Raw genomic sequence first — 19,574 nt, 5'->3', positions numbered from 1 at the left:
CTGGCGGAGGTGGCCGGCCCGGCTTCCTCGACGGCCTGGCGCCTCCCGTGCCGCTCCGGACCCCGCCTCCTCGCCCCCCGGGGCTGGGCGGCGCGAGGACGGGCCTCCCGATCAGCCGGACGCGACCAGCCGGCGGTGTCTCGCGCCGCCCACGAACCGGCAGACGAGGTAGATCAGGAACGAGATGGCGGTGACGAAGCTGCTGATCGGCACGCCAGGGGCCAACGAGAGCACGATGCCACCCAGGACGGCGATCTCGGCGAAGACGACGGCGAGGAGCGCGGCGAGGGCGGGGTTGGCGGTCACACGGGACGCGGCGGCGCCGGGCGTGACCATCAGGGAGAGCACCAGCAGCGCGCCGACGATCTGCACGGCCAGGGCGGTGGCGATGCCCACGAGCACCGCGAACACGGGTGTGAGCACCCGCACCGGGACCCCCCGCGCCACGGCGACACCAGGGTCGACGCTGGCGAACAGCAACGGGCGGTAGAGCAGCGCGAACACCAGGATCACCGCGAGCGCGGAGACCGAGAGCAGCACGATCCCCGTGGAGCTGACGCCCACGATCTGCCCGACCAGCAGGCTGAACTTGCTCGACGCCCGCCCCGGGTACAGGGAGAGCAGGAGCACGCCCAGCCCGAGGCCGAACGCCAGCACCGCGCCGATCACCGAGTCGCGTTCGCTGCCCCGCTGCCCGAGGAGCCCGAGGATGAGCGCGGCGACCACCGCGCCGAGCAGGGCGCCGGTGCCCACGCTCCAGCCGAGGAGCAGGGCGGCGGCGGCGCCGGTGAAGGCCAGCTCCGCCGTGCCGTGGACCGCGAAGGACATGTTCCTGGCGACCACGAGGGGGCCGAGCACGCCGGACACCAGGCCGAGGACCGCCCCAGCGAGGAGGGCGTTGCGCACGAATCCGAGCTCGAGGAGGTTCAGCGTCGTGTCGATGTCGAAGAGGGCGTCGAGGTTCACGGCTGTCGTCCCTCGGTCTCGTCGGAGACGTGGTGCGGTTGTTCGGTCTCCAGACCGCCGCCGAGGTCGACGCGGTGCCCGCTCTCGGCCATCACCATGATCCGGTCGCCGAGCCGCAGGACGCGCACCGGCGTCCGGTACAGCTCCGACAGCACCTCGGAGGTCATCACCTCGTCGGGCGGGCCGATCCGGAACCGTCCGTCCACCAGGTAGAGCACCCGGTCCACCACCGGCAGGACGGGATTGATCTCGTGGGTGACGAAGACGACCGCGGCGTCCCTGTCCCGTGCGGACTCGGCGATGAGCTCGCTCACCATCCGCTGGCTCGCGAGGTCCAGGGAGAGGAGGGGTTCGTCGCAGAGCAGGACGTCGGGGGCGCCCACCAGCGCCTGCGCGACCCGCAGCCGTTGTTGTTCCCCACCGGAGAGCAGACCGAGGGGTCTCGACGCGTACCCGGTGGCGTTCACGGCCTCGACGGCCTCGCGGACCCGCCGCCGTCGGTCGGCCCGGCCTCGCAGTCCCAGCCCCCACCGGTGGCCGTCCAGGCCGAGGCCCACCAGGTCCGTCCCCCGCACGGTGACGGTGCTGTCCACCGCCCGCTGCTGCGGGATGTACCCGATGCGGCGGGAACCGCGGCGCACCGCGGTGCCGCCGATCTCGACCTCGCCGCCGCTGAGGGGCTGGAGGCCGAGGAGCACCCGGAGGAGGCTGGTCTTGCCCGAGCCGTTGGGACCGAGCACGGCGACGAACTCGCCTGGCATCACGTCGAGGTCGAGCCCGTCCCACAGCACGCGGTCGCCGTAGGCGAGGCGGGCCGAGCGCAGCCGCACGGCTGGCGGGCGGTCATCGTGGATCATGGTTTCCGTCCGGTGGGCAGGGGCCGGTGGACGTCCCGGTCGAGCGCGGTCAGCGGCCCAGCGCGGCCGCCAGGGCGTCGACCTGGTCGGTCATCCAGGCCAGGAAGTCGTCCTGGCCCTCCGGCAGTGTCTCGGTGAATTCCACCACCGGCATCCCCGCCTGCTCCGCGCGGCTCAGCATCTCGTTCGTCACACCGGTCTCGGTCTGCGGGTTGTTGATCATCACGTCGGCCTCGCCGCCGTCGATGATCTCGTTGATCTCGGCGATGACGGCGGCGGGCGGGTCGGTCTCGTTGTGCATCGCGAGGTGCATGCCGGCCGGGGTCAGATCGTGGATGTGCGCGTCGGCGAGCAGGTAGGTGGCCACGGACTCGGTGGAGAGCACGTGCGGGTGGCCGCCGTCCTCGCTTTCGCCGAGTTCGGCCACCGAGGTGGCGAGTCCGTCGATCCCGTCCTGGAACTCCGCCAGGTTCGACCGGTAGCCGTCGGCGTTGTCGGCGTCGAGTTCGCTCAGCTCGTCCGCGATCCGCTCGGCGACCTCGGACACCACGGCCAGGTCGTACCAGACGTGCTCGTTGTCCTCCGCGCCGTGCTCGTGGGAGTGCTCGTCGTGGTCGTGGTCGTGGTCGTGGTCCGCTGGTTCCTCGTCGTGGCCGTCATCGCTGTGCTCGTGGCCGTCCTCGTCGTGGTCGTGCCCGTGGTCGTGGGAGTGGCCCTCGACCCCGGCCACGGCGGCGGCCTCGACCGCCGGGGTGTCCAGGCCCTCCGAGGCGATGATCTGACTGACGAACTCGTCGTACCCGGCGCCGTTGTGCACGATCAGGTCGGCGCCCACCAGCTCGGCCGCGTCCGAGGGCTGGCTCTCGTAGGAGTGGGGGTCGGCGCCAGCCTCGTCGATGATGGACACGACCTCGACGTTCGAGCCACCGACCGCGGCGGCCACGCTGCCCCACACGTTGGTCGAGGCGACCACGGTCAGCCCGGAGGAGCCCTCACCGGCGTCGGCGGCGTCACCCTCGCCACCGTTCCCGCCGCAGGCGGTGATCAGGGCCGCGGTCGCGGTGAGGCAGCCCACCGTCAGCCAGTGCCGTCGATTACGGAGGGTCATAGCATTGCCTCTTTCTGCCCCCGGCGCAGGGAATGGAAACCGTTACCGTTTGCAGTGTAGACGCAGTTCGGTGTGGTTCCGCAATCCCCGGCCGGAGTCGCCGCGCGGAGCTCCCAGGGCTGGAGTGCGCAGCACAGCGGCCCCGGAGTGACTCCGGGGCCGCTGTGGTTGGTGGGTGCGAGGTGCGTCGTCACCCTGCGCCGCGTGGCGTTGGCACTTCGCTCCCGACGCCACCCGCCGCGTACGTTCCGTGATCGTCATTCCCTCCCTGGGGGGAGGTCCGTGTTCCGTGAGGTGAAGAGGTGCGGGTCAGGCCGTGGGAGCCTTCGTGGTCTCCAACCTCGCCCCGGACTCGGGGTGGAAGAGGTGCACCTCGTTGTCGTCGCGCAGGGTCACGTTCACCGTGGAACCGATCGAGGGCGGGGTGCGACCGTCGGTCCGGACGATGAAGCGCTCCGCCGTGCCGCCGATGTCCACCGAGCCGTAGACGTAGGCGTCCGCGCCCAGCTCCTCGACGAGGTCGACGGTGAGCTTCATGCCCACCTCGTCGCCCCCGGTGAGGCGCAGCGATTCGGGGCGGACCCCGAAGGTGATGGTCTTGGCGTCGTGACCGGCCACCACCGACCGGGGCAGCGGGACCGTGAGGCCGTCGAGGACCGCGCCCTCGGACGTGAGGGCGACCGTCTTCAGGTTCATCGCCGGCGAACCGATGAAGCCAGCGACGAAGGAGTTCGCCGGCCGCTCGTAGAGGTTGCGCGGGGTGTCGCACTGCTGCAGGAGGCCGTCCTTGAGCACCGCGACGCGGTGCCCCATGGTCTGGGCCTCGACCTGGTCGTGGGTGACGTAGATCGTGGTCGTGCCCAGCCGGGCCTGGAGCGCGGCGATGTTCGCACGGGTCTCCACCCGCAGCTTCGCGTCGAGGTTCGACAGCGGCTCGTCCATGAGGAAGACGGCCGGCTCCCGGACGATCGCGCGGCCCATCGCGACCCGCTGCCGCTGACCACCGGACAGCGCCTTCGGCTTGCGGTCGAGGTAGGGGGTCAGGTCGAGCATCTTCGCGGCCTCGGCGACCTTGGCCTTGATGGTCTCCTTCGGCACGCGGCGCAGCTTCAGCGCGAAGCCCATGTTCTCGCCCACCGTCATGTGCGGGTACAACGCGTAGGACTGGAAGACCATCGCGATGTCCCGGCCCTTCGGCGGCGTGTGCGTGACGTCGTTACCGCCGATGTGGATGGCGCCCTCGTCGACGTCCTCCAGGCCGGCGAGCATCCGCAGGGCGGTGGACTTGCCCGAACCGGACGGGCCCACGAGCACGAGGAACTCACCGTCGTTGACCTCGAGGTCGAGCTGGTCGACCGCTCGGACGGGCGGGTTGCCCGGGTAGACCCGGGACGCTTTGACGTAACTGACTCCGGCCATGCGGGCCCTCCGGTTTCCGTGTCCGCGCTTGCTCTCGCGGGAACACATCTTGACGCCGAGTGGAAGCAAGACGACGTACTCGTTGACAGGGACGGAACTGACCAGGACCGCCACCCGCGAGGGCCAGGACTCCGCCCTCGAAGCGGTCAACCCTTGACACTGCCTGCGGCGAGCCCTGAGACCAGGAACCGTTGCACGAGGTAGAAAACCACGGCCGCGGGGATCGCCACAAGGATGGAAGCAGCCGCAAGATGGCCCCATTCGGTCCGGTTCTGCTGAACGAACACCTGGAGGCCCACCGCCAGGGTCTTGGACTGGTCGGCGGCGGAGAGGAAGGCCGAGGCGAAGGCCACCTCACCCCACGCGGTGATGAACGCGTAGAAGCCGGTGACCGCCAGGCCAGGCCTGGCCAGCGGCAACATTAACCGCCAGAAGACCCCGAACGGCGAGAGCCCGTCCATCCGGCCGGCCTCGTCGATCTCGCGGGGGATGCCGTCGAAGTAGCCCTTGAGCATGTAGGTGCAGAACGGCACCGCGGTGGTGCAGTACACGAGCACCAGCCCACCGGCCGACCCCTGAAGGCCCAGGCTGAGCAGCAGGTTGTAGAGCGGCACGATGAGCACCGCGAAGGGGAACATCTGCACGACGAGGAAGAAGAACAACAGCCCTCGGCCGCCGGGGAAGTTGAACCGGCTCACGGCGTACCCGGTGCTCGCCGCCAACATGACCGCGAGGACCGTCGTCAGCCCCGCGATCAGCAGCGAGTTCCCGAACCAGGCCAGGAAGTCGCCCTTCTCGCCGGCGAGGATGCGCGCGTAGTTGTCCAGGCTCGACTCGTTGATCAGGCTCGGACTCGCCTCGATGGCGCGGGAGTCCGGCTTGAAGGAGGTCACCAGGACCCAGAAGACGGGGAAGACGGCGATCAGCGAGGCGACCACCAGCGCGGCGTGCAGCCCGAAGCTCGCCGCCGGGGAACGCCGGCCGCGGTGACCGGACCGGGGCGGGGCGGGACGGCGCCCGCCGGACGGGCCAGCCCGGCCGCTCGTCTGGAGCGAGGTCACGTCCATCTCAGTCGGCCTCCTGTGATCGCAGGGCGCGCAGGTAGACCCCGGCGAAGACCAGCAGGACGGAGAGGATGAGGACCCCGTAGGTCGAGGCGATCGCGTAGTCCCTGGTGGCGCCGGAGAAGAAGCGTTCGAACGCGTAGGTGATCAGGATGCGCGTGTGCGGGTTCTGGCCGGTGATCAGGTAGATGACCGGGAACATGTTGAACGTCCAGATCACGCCGAGCAGGATCACGGTGCCCGACACCGGGCGCAGCCCGGGCAGGGTGATCTGCGTGAAGCGTTGCCAGGGGGTGGCGCCGTCGATCTCGGCGGCCTCGTAGAGGTCACCGGGAATGGACTGGAGGCCGCCCAGGAGCGCGACCATCATGAACGGCACCCCGAGCCAGACGTTGACGATGATCACGGCGACCATCGCCACCGGTGACTGGCCGAGCCACACCGGGGTGGGCAGGCCGACCGAGCCCAGCAGCCAGTTGATGAGCCCGTAGTCGGCGTTGAACAGGTACCGCCAGGCGAAGGCGCTGACGAAGGCGGGGACCGCCCAGGGGAGGATCAGCAGGATCCGGTAGAGCGTCCGGAACCGCATGGGACGGTTCAGCAGCAGTGCCAGCCCCAGGCCGATGCCGTAGTGGAACGCGACGCAGATCCCCGACCACACCAGGGTTCGGAGCAGCACCCCCCAGAACGACCCGTAGGCCGGATCCCCGGAGAGCACGTTCAGGTAGTTCGCGAGCCCCACGACGTCGTAGTCGGCCTCCCGGCCGAGCACGGGGTTCGCGATGTTGCCCTCGTTGATGTTCGTGAACGTGAAGAAGACACCCTGGGCCAGCGGGAGGATCACCAGCCCGCCGACCACGACCACCACCGGCAGCACCAGGGCGTAGGCGTACCAGTACCGGTCGAGGAACCGCCGGACGCGCCCGCGCCGCTCGGTGCCGCCCCGGGGGCCGGGCCGGCGGTGCTCCGCCGCCGGCCCCGTCGTCGTCGCGACCACGGCTCAGCCGATCGTGTAGTCGGGAACGACGGTGTCCTGGTACGCGGTGGCGACCTGTTCTGCCGCCTCCGCCGGGCTGAGGTTGCCAGCCAGCACGTCGGCGTAGCCGATCTTGAGCGGGTCGAACAGCTCGTTGCCCTCGGCGATCCAGGGGCGCGGGTGAGCCCGCTCGACGGCCGCGCTGAACGCGGAGACGACGGGGTGCTCGGCCACCTCCGGGTCCTCGTACACCGACTCCCGGGTGGGCAGCAGGCCGAGCTCCACGGCCACCGTCGTCTGCGCCTCCACCCCGCTCATGCACTCGATGAGGGAGACCGCGTCGTCGGTGCGCTCACTGCCCTGCCGGATGACGTAGTCGTGGCCGCCGACCGGTCCGTTGCCGTCCCCGTCGGCGGGGCCGGGCAGCGGCGCCACTCCGAGGTTCTCCGGGTCCTGGAAGGCCGCCCCGTCGAGCAGGTCGGCCACCGCCCACGGCCCGTCGACGATCATCGCCACCTCGCCGGAGGCGAAGGCGGCCTTCATGTTCCCGTAGGAGTTGCCCGGGTCCTGGGCGGTCCTGGCCGCGCCCTCGTCCAACAGCGCGCGCGCCGTCCCCAGGCCGGCCACGGCCTCGTCGGAGTTGACGACGATGGTCTGGTTCTCGACGTCGAGGAGGTCGCCGCCGGCCGAGTAGATGAAGGGCAGGGCGTAGTAGCCGTCGTTGTTCACGAAGAACGCGGAGTCCCCGCCGAGGTCGGGGGCGATGTCGAGCAGTTCCTCCCAGGAGGTCGGCGGTTCGACGCCGGCCTCGTCCAGGAGCTCCCGGTTGTAGAGCAGGGCGAGCGTGTCGGTGACCTGCGGGACGGCGTAGGTCGCGCCGTCGAACTGGGTGGAGCTCCAGGGGGTGGCCAGGAAGTCGCCCTGGTCGTCGAGGCCGGTTCCGGCGAGGTCCTGGATCAGGCCGTTGTGGGCGAGCTGGGCGACCCAGGCCACCTCGGCCCTGAGCACGTCGGGGCCCTGCCCGCCCTGCGCGGCGTTCTTGAAGTTGTTCAGGGCCTGGTCGAAGGCGACCTGTTCGACGGCGACCTCGAAACCGCCGCTCGCCGCGCAGCCCTCGGCGAGGTCGCGGAAGACCGCTGACTCACCGGGGCCGCTGGTGTCCCAGAAGACGACCGGCCCGTCCTGGTCGTCTGATCCGCCGGAACCGCCACAGGCGGTCATCGCCAGCACGCAGCCGAGTCCCAGCACGCCGGTTCGGCCGAGGGTGTTGAGGGTGTCACGCCGCATCGTCGCTGTCGTCCCCTCTGTGGACGCGCCGACCGCCCGGACTGGCGGCCGAACTGAAATTTTTTGCAAGCTGTGTGACGCGAATTGCATACCCGTGAGCCAGCTCACGTCAAGGTCCTTTGGGTAACCAAGCCGTAACAGCAGGTTCTTGGGGCCACCTGCCGGGTGAAGAGGTTTGAAAAAACGTGCCGTCACCGGCACGCTACGGCCATCGGCGTGCGCAGGACGCGCAGGAGAAAGGGGCGACCCGCTGTGGCCGGACTATCCGAGATCGCGAGCGCGGCCGGGGTCAGCGTCTCCACCGTCAGCCGGGTGCTGAACCGGCGGGCCGGGGTGAACCACGAGACCAGGCAACGGGTGCTGGCCGCGCTGGCCGAGCTGCCGCACACCTCCCGGGGCGTGGCGGCGCTGGGGAGGACGGGGGTGGTCGGCCTCCTCGTTCCCGAGCTGTCCAACCCCGTGTTCCCCGCCTTCGCCGAGGCGTTGGAGACCAGGGCGGCCCGGGCGGGTTTCTCGTGCGTGCTGTGCAACACGCGGTCCTCGGAACCCGACAGCCTCGGCGAGGAGCAGTACGTCGGGATGCTGCTCGCCAGGGGGGTCACGGGGATGATCTTCGTGTCGCCCGGGATCGCCAACGTCAGCCCCGCGCGACGGACCGCCAGGAGCGCCTACTACCACCAGCTCGTCAACGACGGGGTCCGCGTGGTGTTCGTCAACGGCGGGGTGCCCTCCGCGGACATCCCGGACGTCGCCGTCGACGAGCAGCTCGCCGGCTACCTGGCGACCCGCCACCTCCTCGACCTGGGGCATCGCCACATCGGTTTCGTCAGCGGGCCGGCCCGTTCGCTGCCGTCCCGGCTGAAGCACGCCGGCTGGGCCACCGCCCTGGAGGAGGAGGGGCTGGCGGCGAGGCCCGCCCTCGTGTCCCACGCGCCTTACGGGGCGGGCGGCGGTGCCAGGGCGCTGGGGGAGCTGCTGGACAGGGAGCCGGTGACGGCGGTCATCTGCTCGTCCGACCACATGGCGCTCGGCGCGATCCGGGAGTGCCATCGGCGGGGGGTGTCCGTGCCGGACCAGCTGTCGGTGATCGGCTTCGACGACAGCCCGCTGGCCGACTACTGCACCCCGCCGTTGACGACGCTGGCGCAGCCCATCGCGGAGATGGCGCGGGCGGCGGTCGAGGAGTTGGCCGCCCGGCTCGACCCCGACGCCGGGGCGCAGCCGGTCGGGGCGCACACCCGGATCTTCCGGCCGAGGCTGGTGGTCAGGGAGTCGACGGCGCCCCCTCGCTGAACTCCCGGAACCCGGTGCGGGCCCCCGCGGGTGCGGGGCGGCCGGCGACGGGGCACGCGCGGAAAATACCCGCGTCGTGGCGTGGGTCGCCCTGGCTTCACCAATTGGTTCTGAACCGTTACGGTCACTTCATGGTGCGGTCCATCAGTTCTCGCCGGCCGGCAACCCTGGCCTCGCTGGCGGCGGAGCTCGGCGTGTCCAGGACAACGGTGTCCAATGCCTACAACCGTCCTGACCAGCTCTCACCCGAACTCCGGCAACGCGTGCTCGAAGCCGCTCGTCGGGTCGGCTACCCCGGTCCGGACCCGGTCGCGCGGTCCCTGCGCACCCGCAAGGCGGGCGCGCTGGGTCTCCTGCTGACCGAGAACCTCTCCTACGCCTTCCGTGACCCCGCGGCCGTCAGCTTCCTGGAGGGCCTGGCGCTCTCCTGCGAAGCCGCGGGGCAGGGGCTGTTGCTGGTCCCGGCCAATCCCGAGCGGGAGGACCTCGCCGCGGTGCACCGGGCGGGGGTTGACGGGTTCGTCGTCTACTCGGTGCCCGACGACGATCCCCACCTGGCCGCCGTGCTGGAGCGCCCGGTGCCCACCGTCGTCTGCGACCAGCCCAGCCTCCCCGGGGTCGACACGGTCGGCATCGACGACGGTTCCGCGATGACCGGCATGGCCGACCACCTCATCGGCCTGGGGCATCGACGGGTCGGGGTGGTGTGCATGCGGCTCGGACGCGACCGCAACGACGCCATCGCCTCGCTGGACCGGCAGCGGTCAGCGCACTTCCACGTGCAGCGCGCCCGGCTGGTCGCCCTCGCCGCGGCCTTCGAGGCGGTTGGGGTCCCGTGGGCGCAGGTACCCGTCGTCGAACGGTTCGACCACAGCGTCGAGTCTGGCGCCTCGGCCACCGCCCGGATCCTGGATCTCGACCCTGAGATCACGGCCGTGGTCTGCACCTCCGACATCCTGGCGCTCGGCGCGCTCGAGGAGGCCAGGCGTCGCGGCCTGCGCGTGCCCCAGGATCTGACCGTGACCGGCTTCGACGGCATCGCCGAGGCGGAACGGGTGGGGTTGACCACCGTGGTGCAGCCGGTGCGGGACAAGGGCGCGGAGGCGGGCCGGCTGCTACGGGAGCAACCGGACCACGGCCGTCCGAGGAAGATCGTCCTGCCGACGAGCCTGCGGACCGGTAGCACGGCCGCGCCACCACGGAACAGCCAGGAGCGCTGGTTCGGGCCGTGACCGGCCGGCGTTCTCCGCGCCGGCCGGTGGTCGGCCGCCCCGGGGACGCCCTCCGCATCCGGGCGGGGTCGGATGTCCGCTGGGGTTCGCTCGCGGGAGCGTGAGTTCAACGGCCCCGTTGGGACCGTGCTGCCGTCTCCCCCAGGTCGTCCAGGGTGAGCCGGTGCCGGGGCGGCGAGTCCAGCACGGTCCGCCGCCTCGTCCGCAGCCGGTCGTCGACGTGCAGCAGCTCGCCTGGTGCCAGTGATCGCCAGTCCGGGCTCTCGTCCATCGGTTCGCTCGCGACCACGACCGAGGAGCAGCCCGCCAGGGCGTCCGAGCGGACCCGGACGGTTCCCGCCGCGCTCGCGTGGTCCAGGTGCCGCCGGCGCCCGTTCGGCGGAACCACGCGTTCGAGGACGACGAGATCGTGCGTCTCCGGGTACCGCAGGGCCCACAGCTCCGTCGGTGTCGTCAGGACCACGTTGAGCGCGTAGACGGGCAGGTTCTCGGCCACCCACCGCGCCGCCTCGGTCAGTCCAGCACCGACGTCACCGCCGTTCCGCTCGGTGTAACGGGTGACCAGGGCGAGGAACCGCTCCGAGTCGGTGTCCCCCTCGACGAGGGACAGGTGCCGGCCCAGTTCGCGCTCCAGGACGGGCAGGTCCCCGATCACGCCGTTGTGGGCCAGCATCCGCCCCCGTTGGAGGAACGGGTGCGTGTTCTCGGGCCTGGCCGGCCCGGAGGAGGCGTAGCGGATGTGCGCGAGGAACGTGGTCGACTCGCGGTGCCGCGCCTCCTCCGCGAAGGCCCGGTCCTCGTAGGCGGCGATCGGCTGCTTCTCCACGAGGGGGAGGCCGTCCTCGGTGAAGGTCCCCAACCCGGTGCCGTCCGGTTCGCGCCGGCTCTGCTCCGCCAGGCTGTCCGAGACGTCGAGCAGCCAGAAGGTGGCCGACACCCGCCGGGGCGCACCGGACAGGCCGAACAGTCGACACATGAGCACTCCCCGCTCTTCGACCGGCAACGGTCCTCCCAGCGTGACCGCCGGCCGGCCCGCCGGCGCGCCGATCAGCCAGCGCGGGGGCGCGACCCGCCCAACGGCGGCGACCGGCCCCGGGACAACGGCCACTTCCGGCCAACATGCTCGTCCGAACGGGTGAAGTCCGCGAGCCGTGACGGCGGGCGCCCCACCCGGACGCCGAGCCCGGTGACCGCACCGATCGAGGTGAGGGCCGCCAGGCACCGCCCCATCCGCGAGCCGCCAGATGCCCAGTTCCCGCTGATGTCGGCCGCCCCCGGCGAACCTGGACGGGTTCGAGGCGCAACCGACCAGGCGGCGGCCGTGGTGACCTCCGTGGAGCGGCGGGTGTCGCTGTTCTTCGGCGTGGGGAAGGGGACCCGGTCCCCGCGCGCGGGAGGTCAGGAGAGGTCGACGGGTGGAGGCGCCGGGGGAACGCGCCAGAGCCCGCGTTGGTGGAGCAACGGGTTCACCGGGTCGGCGGGAGGGCACGCGGCCCCCGGCCACGGGGGCATGCCCCGAGCAGGCCGGCCGTCCACACCCGGAAAAGCCGACGGGGCCCGCCGTTCTCGGCGGGCCCCGCGACGGAACTCATCCCCGGGAGGGGAGGAGCGTCAGACGGCCTCGGACAGCAGCCTGGCGCACCGGATCAGACCCACGTGCGAGTAGGCCTGTGGGTGGTTGCCCAGCGACCGCTCCGCGATGGGGTCGTACTCCTCCGGAAGCAGCCCGGTGGGGCCGGCGGCGTCGACCAGCTGTTGGAACAGGTCCTCCGCCTCCGTCCGCCGACCGGTCAGCAGGTAGGCCTCCACCATCCAGGCCGCGCAGAAGTGGAAACCGCCCTCGTCCCCGGGCAGCCCGTCGTCCCGGCGGTAGCGGTACACCGTCGAGCCGCTGCGCAGCTCGGACTCGATCGCCGTCACCGTCGACTGGAACCGGTCGTCGGTCGGGTCGATCAGGCCGGAGAGCCCGACGAAGAGGGAGGCCGCGTCCAGGTCGACCCCGTCGTAGGCGGTGGTGAAGGACTGGACCTCGTCGTTCCACCCGTTCTTCAGCACGTCCCTGGCGATCTCGTCCCGCAGGGGCTCCCAGGTCGGGTCGACCTCGCGGCCGTAGCTCTCCGCCAGCCGCACCGCGCGGTCCAGGGTCACCCAGCACATGACCTTCGAGTAGACGTGGTGCCTGGGCGCGTGGCGCTCCTCCCAGATCCCGTGGTCAGCCTCGTGCCAGCGGCGGGACACCGCCTCGGCCATGGCCGTCACCAGCCGCCAGTCGTCGTCGGTGAGCTTGCCCCTCGACTCGGTCAGCATGGCGATCAGATCCACCACCGGGCCGAAGACGTCGAGCTGCACCTGCTGGTTCGCCAGGTTGCCCACCCGGACGGGGCGCGAACCCGCGTAACCCGGCAGGGTGTCGATCACGGCCTCCGGTGGGAGGTTGGTGCCGTAGATCGTGTAGAGGGGGTGGAGCCGTTCCGGCCCCGGGAGGGTCTCCAGAACCCGGTGCAGCCAGTTCAGGAAACCCTCGGCCTCCTCGTGCGACCCGAGCGAGACCAGGGCCTGGGCGGTGAGAGCCGCGTCCCGCAGCCAGCAGTACCGGTAGTCCCAGTTGCGGACACCACCGATCTCCTCCGGCAGCGAGGTGGTCGCCGCGGCCATGATGGCACCGGTCTCCGAGTGGCACAGCCCCCGGAGGGTGAGCGCCGAACGGGCCACCAGGTCGGTCTCCACCGGCGGCAGCGACAGCCCCTGGACCCAACTGGACCAGTACTCGCCCGCCCGCTGCCGACGCTCCTGCTCCGCGATCTCGCCCGGCCCGAGGTCGTCGGTCCCGCAGCGCAGCTCGAGCACCACGTCGTGACCAGGGGAGGGCTCCACCACGGCACGCGCCGACTCGTGCATGCCGTCGGAGGTGATCTCCCAGACGACGCCGGGAGCGCGCAGGACCATCGGCTCTGAGGTGCCCACGACCCGGAGGCCGTCGGCCTCCGCGATGAGGCGGACCGGCACCTGGCCGAACTCGGGGCGGGGAGCGAACTCGACGCTGGCGGTCGTGTTGCCCGAGACGACCCGGACCACGTCCGTCCGGTGGGAACTGGAGTAGTGGTCGAGGTAGTCGGTGACCAGCAACCGGGACCAGCGGGTTTCCACCACCATCGTCCCGGGCAGGTACCGCTGGCCCAGTGGGAGGCCGTTGCGGTTGGGCTTGATGGAGAAGTGGCCAGCGGTGGGACCGCCGAGCAGGTCGGCGAAGACCGCCGCCGAGTCCGGCTCCGGGTGGCAGAGCCAGGTCAGCCGGGCGTCCGGGGTGACCAGGGCGACGGTTCGCTCGTTCGCCAACATGCTCAACCGCTCGATGGGCGGAGCCTGCTCACCGAACAACCAGGTGCGCCGTTCCTCCAGGAGGAAGGCGAGGACCGTCGCGACCGCCTGGGCGTCGTCCACCCGGTAGGCGGCGGCGGTGTCGCCGGGGCCGACCTTGATGCCCATGTCGGGGCCTTGGAGGCTCCGGAAGGCCTTCTCGTCGGTGACGTCGTCACCGAAGAACAGCGCGGCGGTCGCGCCCACCTGGTGGCGCAGGGTGTCCAACGCGTTGCCCTTGTTGGTCTGCACCACGGCGAGTTCGATCACCGCCTTGCCCTCGGTGACCTGGACTCCGTCCCAGGTCGCCGGGCCGGTGCGCACCGTCTCCAGCACGCGTTCGGCGACGGCTGGTTCCGCTCGCCGCACGTGGACGGCGACACTGGCGGGTTTCACCTCCAGGTGGATTCCCTGTCCCTCGTCGGCGAGGGGATCGAGTTCGGACTGGATGCGGCGGAGCAGCGTGGTGGCCTCGGCTCCGAGTTCGTGGACGAATCCCACGTCGAACTCGGAGCCGTGGCTGCCCACGAGGTGCACCTCCGCGGGCAGCCGGGACAACGCGGCCAGATCACGGAGTGCCCGGCCGGAGATGACCGCGGTGACGGTGGCGGGCAGCGCCGCCAACGACCGCAGCGCGTGCACCGACTCCGGTAGCGGCTGGGCATGGTCCGGGTCGACGACAATGGGAGCGAGTGTCCCGTCGTAGTCACAGGCGACCAACAGGCGCGGCGTCCTCGCAAGCTGGACGATCGCGCGCCGAAGTTCGGCTGGGAGGGCCTCGGCGGTCAACGCCTCCTCCTCACGGCGTCAGGGATGGGTAAACGAATGAACCTTAGCGGTTCGGCTGCGCCCCCAAAGCCTCGAGAAAAGATCGCGCCCAGCGATCGACGTCATGATTGAGAACTTGACGCCGCAGCGCGCGCATCCTACGGCGTCCCTCCGCCGGGTCAATGTTCAGGGCAGCCTCAAGCGCGTCCTTCACGCCCTCCAGATCGTGGGGATTGACCAGGAAGGCACTCGTGAGTTCGGCGGCGGCTCCCGCGAACTCGCTGAGCACCAGCGCGCCGCCGAGGTCGTTCCTGCAGGCCACGTACTCCTTGCAGACCAGGTTCATCCCGTCGCGGACCGGGGTGACTACCATGACGTCGGCAGCGCAGTAGAAAGCGACGAGGTCCTTGCGGTCGATGGACGAATGCAGGTAATGGACCGCCGGTCGGCCGAGGCGGCTGAACTCGCCGTTGATGCGCCCGACTTCCCGCTCGATCTCCTCCCGCATCTTTTTGTAGTGCTCCAGACGTTCTCGACTTGGAGTCGCCAACTGCACCATGACCGTGTCCGAGGCGTCGACCCGTTCCTCGGCCAGCAGTTCGCGGAAGGCGTGTAGCCGCAGGTCGATGCCCTTGGTGTAGTCGAGCCGGTCCACGCCCAGCAGAATTCGCCGGGGGTTGCCGAGGTCCGCGCGCAGCTGCGCCGCCCGCCGCGCGCTCTCCTCGCTCGCGGCCAGCTGGTCCAGCGACGAGGAGTCGATCGAGATCGGGAAGGCGCCAACGCGGACGGGGCGGTCCCCGACCTGGACGACTCCGGGGCGGTTGCGCACCCCCACGCTGCCCTTGGTGGGTTGGAACCCCGCCAGCCTCCTGGCGAGCCAGAGGAAGTTCTGCGCGCCACCCGGACGGTGGAAGCCGACGAGGTCGGCCCCGAGCAGTCCTCGCACGATCTGGGTGCGCCAGGGGAGCTGCATGAACAACTCGACCGGGGGGAACGGGATGTGGAGGAAGAAGCCGATGCGCAGGTCCGGGCGGAGGTCCCTGAGCATGGCCGGGACCAGTTGGAGCTGGTAGTCCTGCACCCAGATGGTGGCGCCCTCGGCGGCCACCGACGCGGTGGCCTCCGCGAACCGCTGGTTGACCCGCACGTAGACGTCCCACCACGTCCGGTCGAAGACCGGGGTGGCGACGACGTCGTGGTAGAGGGGCCACAGGGTCGCGTTGGAGAAGCCCTCGTAGTAGTCCCGGAACTCGTCCGAGGACAGGCTGACCGGGTGCAACCGCAGGTCGCCGTCCTCGAAGGGAGCGACGTCGGCGTCGGCGATGCCCGGCCACCCCACCCACGCCCCCTTGCGGGCTCGCAGGAACGGCTCGAGCGCCGTCACCAGCCCGCCAGGGCTGTGACGCCAGCGCTCCGTCCCGTCGGGCAGTCGTTCGAGATCGACCGGAAGGCGGTTGGCGACCACGACGAAGTCGGCACCCGTTGAAGCTGGTGTCGTGCTGCCCACTGGCCAGGCCTCCTCAGCAGCGACGAGAGTCGAACGGTGTGGCCACCTGCCCCGACCTCCGTTGGCCCTGGTGGCAGCCGGTGACTCTCCGTGTCATCCTCCATTGTTGAGGCTAGCCACAATTCGTGCTGATTGGTGGACGCAGTAAGCGCGATCACATGACCGTGAGTAGTTGAATCGGCTGCCCGTCGCAGCCCGCGATCCGCCACCTCGCGCAGGTCGGACGAGTTCGGGCTCGACGGGGGCCGAGCCCGCCGTGCTCACTCGAGGCGACGGCGCGACGGACGCAGCGGTCCCGACATCCTCGGGCCGGAGAAGCGCCGTTCGAGCCGACCGATGCTGGTCCGGACCGGCTGCGCGAGGAACTCACCGAGGACGACCCCGGCTCCGAGGCCGAGGCTCACCCCGGCGGCGAGGACGGCGTCGGACAGCCCGGCGGTCAGGTTCCCCTCGGCGGCGAGCTGGTAGACGGCCCGGTAGGTCGCCAGTCCCGGCAGCAGCGGCGTGATGCCCGAGACGACCACGATCAGCGTGGGCAGTTTCAGGCGCCTCGCGAGCAGGCCCCCCGCGAAACCGATCACCACGGCGGCTCCGGCCGAGGCCGGGATCGGTCCCACGAGCGCCGTCAGCGACAACGTGCTGTAGGTGAGCTGGCCGAGCGCGCCCGCTCCACCGGCGACCAGCAGCGTCCGCAGCGGCGCGTAGCTGGCCAGCGCGAAGCACACCGCCGCCATACCGCCGGCGACCACCAGCAGCGGGAGCTGGCTGGCTGCGGGGGGAAGCCTGGCCGCGACGTCGGTCGTGGGCGCGCCGAGCGCGACCCCGATGCGCAGCGCGACGATCACCCCGGTGACCAGGCCCGCCGTCATGATCAGGATCTCGCCGGCTCTGCCGGCGGCGGTGACGTTGTACCCGCCGACCGCGTCCTGGGCGACACCGACGACGGAGAGCCCGGAGAGGAGCACGACCAGGTTCGCGGCGACCGCGAGCGAGGCGCTCCCCCCGCCGAGGACCCCGGACTGGAAGAGCAGCAGGGCCGCCCCGGTCGCGACCGCGCCTCCGACCGCCTGCTGGAAGAAGAACGGCAGGGCACGGCGGTTGAGGAACCGCCCGATCTGGTCGATCAGCGCGCTGACGAGCGCGGCGAGTCCGGTCAGGAGGGGGCCGGCGCCGATGAGCACGGCGATCGACGCCGCGAGACCGGCCCAGGCGAGGGAGGACACCCATCGCGGGTAGGGGTGGGCGGCGTTGGTGATGCGTTCGAGCTCGGCGTAGGCGTCCTCGGCGCTGATCTCGAAGCCGGTGATCCGTTGGACGAGGTCCTCGGTCGCGGTCAGCCTGCTGTAGTCGTGGGAGCGGCTCCGCACCACTCGCAGCGTGGTGATCGGGGCCTTGCCGGAACCGAGGTGACAGCACACGGTGATGGACGTGTAGATGACGTCCACCTCGCAGTGGGGGAGACCGTAGGCGTTGGTGATCGCGATGACCGTCGCGGTGGCGTCGGCGGCACCCGCGCCACTCGCCAGTTGGACCTCGCCCACCCGCAGGGCGAGGTCCAACACCAGGTGGATGGTCGACGCCTCGGGGAGCTGCGGTCCATAGACGGCGGTGTTCGCCACCGTGGCGGGCGTCGCCTCCTTCCGGCGCAACGCTTCACGGGCCCGCTGGGCGATACCCACGGACCGGCCTCCTTCACCTCGTGCCTGCTCGGTCTCTGCTGGCGTGGCCGACCGGGGTCGACCCGGGACAGGGGTCTGAGATCACCACGCCGCTCACGACATCGGCGGCGGGCTCCCCTCCGTTGCGGGTCCGCGTAGTGGCGTGCGCCACCCTAGGTCGACGTGGTCCCCGGCCGCCTCACCTGCGACAACCGGGGGATGGCCTCGGCGCGGGTGGTTCGGCCCCGCGCGCCCGTCGGTGCCCAACGCGCGGACCGCCGAACTTTGTTCCTGCTCCTGATCGTCCCGCCGCCGGGGACGGGCGGCAACCGGCGTGGCGGGGCTCCCAGGGCGGTGAGCCGACCGCGACCGGCGGTGGTGGCGCGGGGAGCGCCGGCGGGCGGCCGAACCCGTCGCCGGCCCACTCCTCCCGGACGCTCGGCCCCGCGGCCCCACCCGAGAACCGGTCTCCGGTGGATCGAAGGGACGGTTCCGGGGGCGTGCGCGGTGTCGATACGATGTGCTCGGCGACCGCGACGCCCCAGGGCGGGTCGCGGTCACCCGCCGACGTAGCTCAACTGGCAGAGCACTCGCCTTGTAAGCGAGTGGTTAGGGGTTCGAGTCCCCTCGTCGGCTCCACCGCTGGTCAGAGGGCATTCGGGGCGCGACGGCCGCACCGGGTGCGTCCGGGGACCACTCGCCACGCGGCTGTCCCCGGCCCGTTCGGGTCGTCCGCCGGTCCCGGGCGCTCCCCGAGGTCGCCCCCGTTTCCGTTCCCGCTCCGGCCCACCGCCGGCCCGAGCGCGGTCGCGGCCCGCACCCTGGTCGCGCTCCTCGGCAGCTCACCACCTCACCGCGAGGCGAGGCGCGCCCGCGACCGGGGCGCCGCCACGCCGGTGCCAACGCCCACGCCGGTGCCCGCACGGGTCGACATCCCGCCGGTGCGGGCCGGGCGGTCCGCCGAGTCACCGTGGAGGTGTTCCGCAGCCGGGGCGCGGACCTGTCGCCCACCCCGGCGCGGCCGTGCCCGTGGCGGCTCCCGGGCGCCGGCGGTGCCGGGATCAGGACCGTCGGGGCGACCGGTCGCTCGCGGGTGGCCGGCCCGCGCTGGCCCATACCGGGGTACCGACTCGCCCATTCAGGAGATGCGGTGCGGGAAGATCCGTCCTACGGTGAGTTGATCAGTGAAACATCACGCTCCGTGGGCGCGATGTGCGGTATGAGAACACAAACGTCACCCGTTCATGGGGAGAGCAGTCACCCGGCCGATGAACGCCGGCGCAGCCTAGCACAATTGGCCGTGTTAAATCAAGGTTAATGTGCTTCTTGTCACGCCGTTTTCTGTGAATCCACTGGTAGATGCCGGGTCGCGCATTCGCAGATCTGCCGGGAAACGGGACCTCTGTTAGGTTGACAAATTATGACCACGGCACACCCGAATTCTGAAAGCAGCGGAAGTGGGTCAGTGGCGCAGGTGGCGATCGAATCGCCGAATGTGTCGGACGGATCCGCCATGTGGCGCCTCGCGCGCGATTCCGGGGTGCTGGACCTGAACTCGTCCTACGCCTACGTGCTGTGGTGTCGTGACTTCTCCCGGACATCCGTCGTCGCTCGCGTGGACGGCGCGGTCGGCGGATTCGTCAGCGGCTACGTGCGCCCGGACGCGCCGGACACGATCATGGTGTGGCAGGTCGCCGTCGACGAGCGCCACCGAGGTCGCGGACTGGCCGGCGGCATGCTCCGCGAGCTCGTGGACCGGGTCACCCACACCGGGGTCCGCTACCTCGAGACGACGATCACCCCGGACAACACGGCGTCCATCCGGTTGTTCACCGCGCTGGCCAGGAACCGCGGCACCGAACTCGAGCGACGGGAGCTCTTCCCGGCCGACTCCTTCCCGGACTCGCACGAGGGCGAGGACCTGTACCGCATCGGTCCCTTCCGCCCCGCCTCCTCCGGAACCTGACCCGCCGGTCACCCAAGACAGCGACCAAGATCGATGAAGCGATTACCGGTCACGGGAGCGACGTTGTCGCACGGCCTCCCGCCGGGTGAGTCCGTCGCCGCCGGTGCAGATATCGC

Annotated in this window: 14 protein-coding genes and 1 tRNA gene; 4 read left to right on the top strand and 11 right to left on the bottom strand. The window is 71.1% G+C overall.

Features of this window, described 5'->3' with window-relative positions:
• Nucleotides 1–111 precede the first annotated feature (111 nt).
• The 7 genes from C1701_RS09240 to C1701_RS09210 all read right to left on the bottom strand — a co-directional run bounded on the left by C1701_RS09240 (nt 112) and on the right by C1701_RS09210 (nt 7,677).
• Nucleotides 112–966: a metal ABC transporter permease gene (locus C1701_RS09240; RefSeq protein ID WP_026417578.1), complete on the bottom strand. Its 855-nt coding sequence runs from the start codon at nt 964–966 to the stop codon at nt 112–114.
• Complete coding sequence (locus C1701_RS09235; protein WP_026417577.1) at nt 963–1,823, bottom strand: metal ABC transporter ATP-binding protein; 861 nt, start codon at nt 1,821–1,823, stop codon at nt 963–965. The genes C1701_RS09240 and C1701_RS09235 overlap by 4 nt, the downstream gene beginning before the upstream one ends.
• A gap of 49 nt (nt 1,824–1,872) precedes the next feature.
• On the bottom strand, nt 1,873–2,931 hold the full coding sequence (locus C1701_RS09230; protein ID WP_103055809.1) for a metal ABC transporter solute-binding protein, Zn/Mn family: 1,059 nt from the start codon (nt 2,929–2,931) through the stop codon (nt 1,873–1,875).
• A 309-nt stretch (nt 2,932–3,240) separates the two neighbouring features.
• Entirely contained in the window at nt 3,241–4,350 is a 1,110-nt protein-coding gene (locus C1701_RS09225) for an ABC transporter ATP-binding protein (protein WP_026417575.1), read from the bottom strand.
• A 146-nt stretch (nt 4,351–4,496) separates the two neighbouring features.
• Complete coding sequence (locus C1701_RS09220; protein WP_026417574.1) at nt 4,497–5,417, bottom strand: sugar ABC transporter permease; 921 nt, start codon at nt 5,415–5,417, stop codon at nt 4,497–4,499.
• Nucleotide 5,418: 1 nt separating this feature from the next.
• On the bottom strand, nt 5,419–6,411 hold the full coding sequence (locus C1701_RS09215; RefSeq protein WP_030147037.1) for a carbohydrate ABC transporter permease: 993 nt from the start codon (nt 6,409–6,411) through the stop codon (nt 5,419–5,421).
• A 3-nt stretch (nt 6,412–6,414) separates the two neighbouring features.
• Nucleotides 6,415–7,677, bottom strand: coding sequence for an extracellular solute-binding protein (locus tag C1701_RS09210; RefSeq protein WP_026417572.1), 1,263 nt, complete (start codon nt 7,675–7,677; stop codon nt 6,415–6,417).
• 252 nt (nt 7,678–7,929) lie between these two features.
• On the opposite strand from C1701_RS09210, the gene C1701_RS09205 reads away from it, so the two are divergent.
• Together C1701_RS09205 and C1701_RS09200 are read left to right on the top strand one after the other, a co-directional pair.
• Complete coding sequence (locus C1701_RS09205) at nt 7,930–8,970, top strand: LacI family DNA-binding transcriptional regulator (RefSeq protein WP_103055808.1); 1,041 nt, start codon at nt 7,930–7,932, stop codon at nt 8,968–8,970.
• Between the two features lie 131 nt (nt 8,971–9,101).
• Nucleotides 9,102–10,202: a LacI family DNA-binding transcriptional regulator gene (locus C1701_RS09200; protein ID WP_081715225.1), complete on the top strand. Its 1,101-nt coding sequence runs from the start codon at nt 9,102–9,104 to the stop codon at nt 10,200–10,202.
• Between the two features lie 106 nt (nt 10,203–10,308).
• Here C1701_RS09200 and C1701_RS09195 read toward each other — a convergent pair whose 3' ends face one another.
• From C1701_RS09195 to C1701_RS09180, 4 genes are all read right to left on the bottom strand, one after another.
• Nucleotides 10,309–11,178 carry a class II glutamine amidotransferase gene (locus C1701_RS09195; RefSeq protein WP_103057009.1) on the bottom strand — a complete coding sequence of 290 codons (870 nt, stop codon included), beginning with the start codon at nt 11,176–11,178 and terminating at the stop codon, nt 10,309–10,311.
• A gap of 635 nt (nt 11,179–11,813) precedes the next feature.
• Nucleotides 11,814–14,348 (bottom strand): trehalose-phosphatase, encoded by a 2,535-nt coding sequence (otsB, locus tag C1701_RS09190; protein WP_026417568.1) that lies wholly within the window; start codon nt 14,346–14,348, stop codon nt 11,814–11,816.
• 43 nt (nt 14,349–14,391) lie between these two features.
• Nucleotides 14,392–15,834 (bottom strand): alpha,alpha-trehalose-phosphate synthase (UDP-forming), encoded by a 1,443-nt coding sequence (locus C1701_RS09185; RefSeq protein WP_026417567.1) that lies wholly within the window; start codon nt 15,832–15,834, stop codon nt 14,392–14,394.
• Nucleotides 15,835–16,094: 260 nt separating this feature from the next.
• On the bottom strand, nt 16,095–17,513 hold the full coding sequence (locus C1701_RS09180; RefSeq protein WP_026417566.1) for a threonine/serine ThrE exporter family protein: 1,419 nt from the start codon (nt 17,511–17,513) through the stop codon (nt 16,095–16,097).
• Nucleotides 17,514–18,055: 542 nt separating this feature from the next.
• On the opposite strand from C1701_RS09180, the gene C1701_RS09175 reads away from it, so the two are divergent.
• Together C1701_RS09175 and ectA are read left to right on the top strand one after the other, a co-directional pair.
• Nucleotides 18,056–18,131, top strand: a tRNA-Thr gene (locus C1701_RS09175).
• Nucleotides 18,132–18,912: 781 nt separating this feature from the next.
• Nucleotides 18,913–19,458, top strand: a complete 546-nt coding sequence (gene ectA, locus C1701_RS09170) for a diaminobutyrate acetyltransferase (RefSeq protein ID WP_030105138.1) — start codon at nt 18,913–18,915, stop codon at nt 19,456–19,458.
• Nucleotides 19,459–19,574 lie beyond the last annotated feature (116 nt).

The sequence above is a fragment of the Actinoalloteichus sp. AHMU CJ021 genome (genome assembly GCF_002895405.1).
GTDB classification, from domain to species: Bacteria; Actinomycetota; Actinomycetes; order Mycobacteriales; family Pseudonocardiaceae; genus Actinoalloteichus_B; species Actinoalloteichus_B caeruleus.
Note: the sequence above shows the minus strand (reverse complement) of the source record. Positions and strands in the feature narration are given on the sequence as shown.

Coding starts and splice junctions, on each gene's coding strand:
- C1701_RS09225 (WP_026417575.1), bottom strand. CDS start 4,350: ATGGCCGGAGTCAGTTACGTCAAAGCGTCCCGGGTCTACCCGGGCAAC.
- C1701_RS09210 (WP_026417572.1), bottom strand. CDS start 7,677: ATGCGGCGTGACACCCTCAACACCCTCGGCCGAACCGGCGTGCTGGGA.
- C1701_RS09235 (WP_026417577.1), bottom strand. CDS start 1,823: ATGATCCACGATGACCGCCCGCCAGCCGTGCGGCTGCGCTCGGCCCGC.
- C1701_RS09230 (WP_103055809.1), bottom strand. CDS start 2,931: ATGACCCTCCGTAATCGACGGCACTGGCTGACGGTGGGCTGCCTCACC.
- C1701_RS09220 (WP_026417574.1), bottom strand. CDS start 5,417: ATGGACGTGACCTCGCTCCAGACGAGCGGCCGGGCTGGCCCGTCCGGC.
- ectA (WP_030105138.1), top strand. CDS start 18,913: ATGACCACGGCACACCCGAATTCTGAAAGCAGCGGAAGTGGGTCAGTG.
- C1701_RS09200 (WP_081715225.1), top strand. CDS start 9,102: ATGGTGCGGTCCATCAGTTCTCGCCGGCCGGCAACCCTGGCCTCGCTG.
- C1701_RS09195 (WP_103057009.1), bottom strand. CDS start 11,178: ATGTGTCGACTGTTCGGCCTGTCCGGTGCGCCCCGGCGGGTGTCGGCC.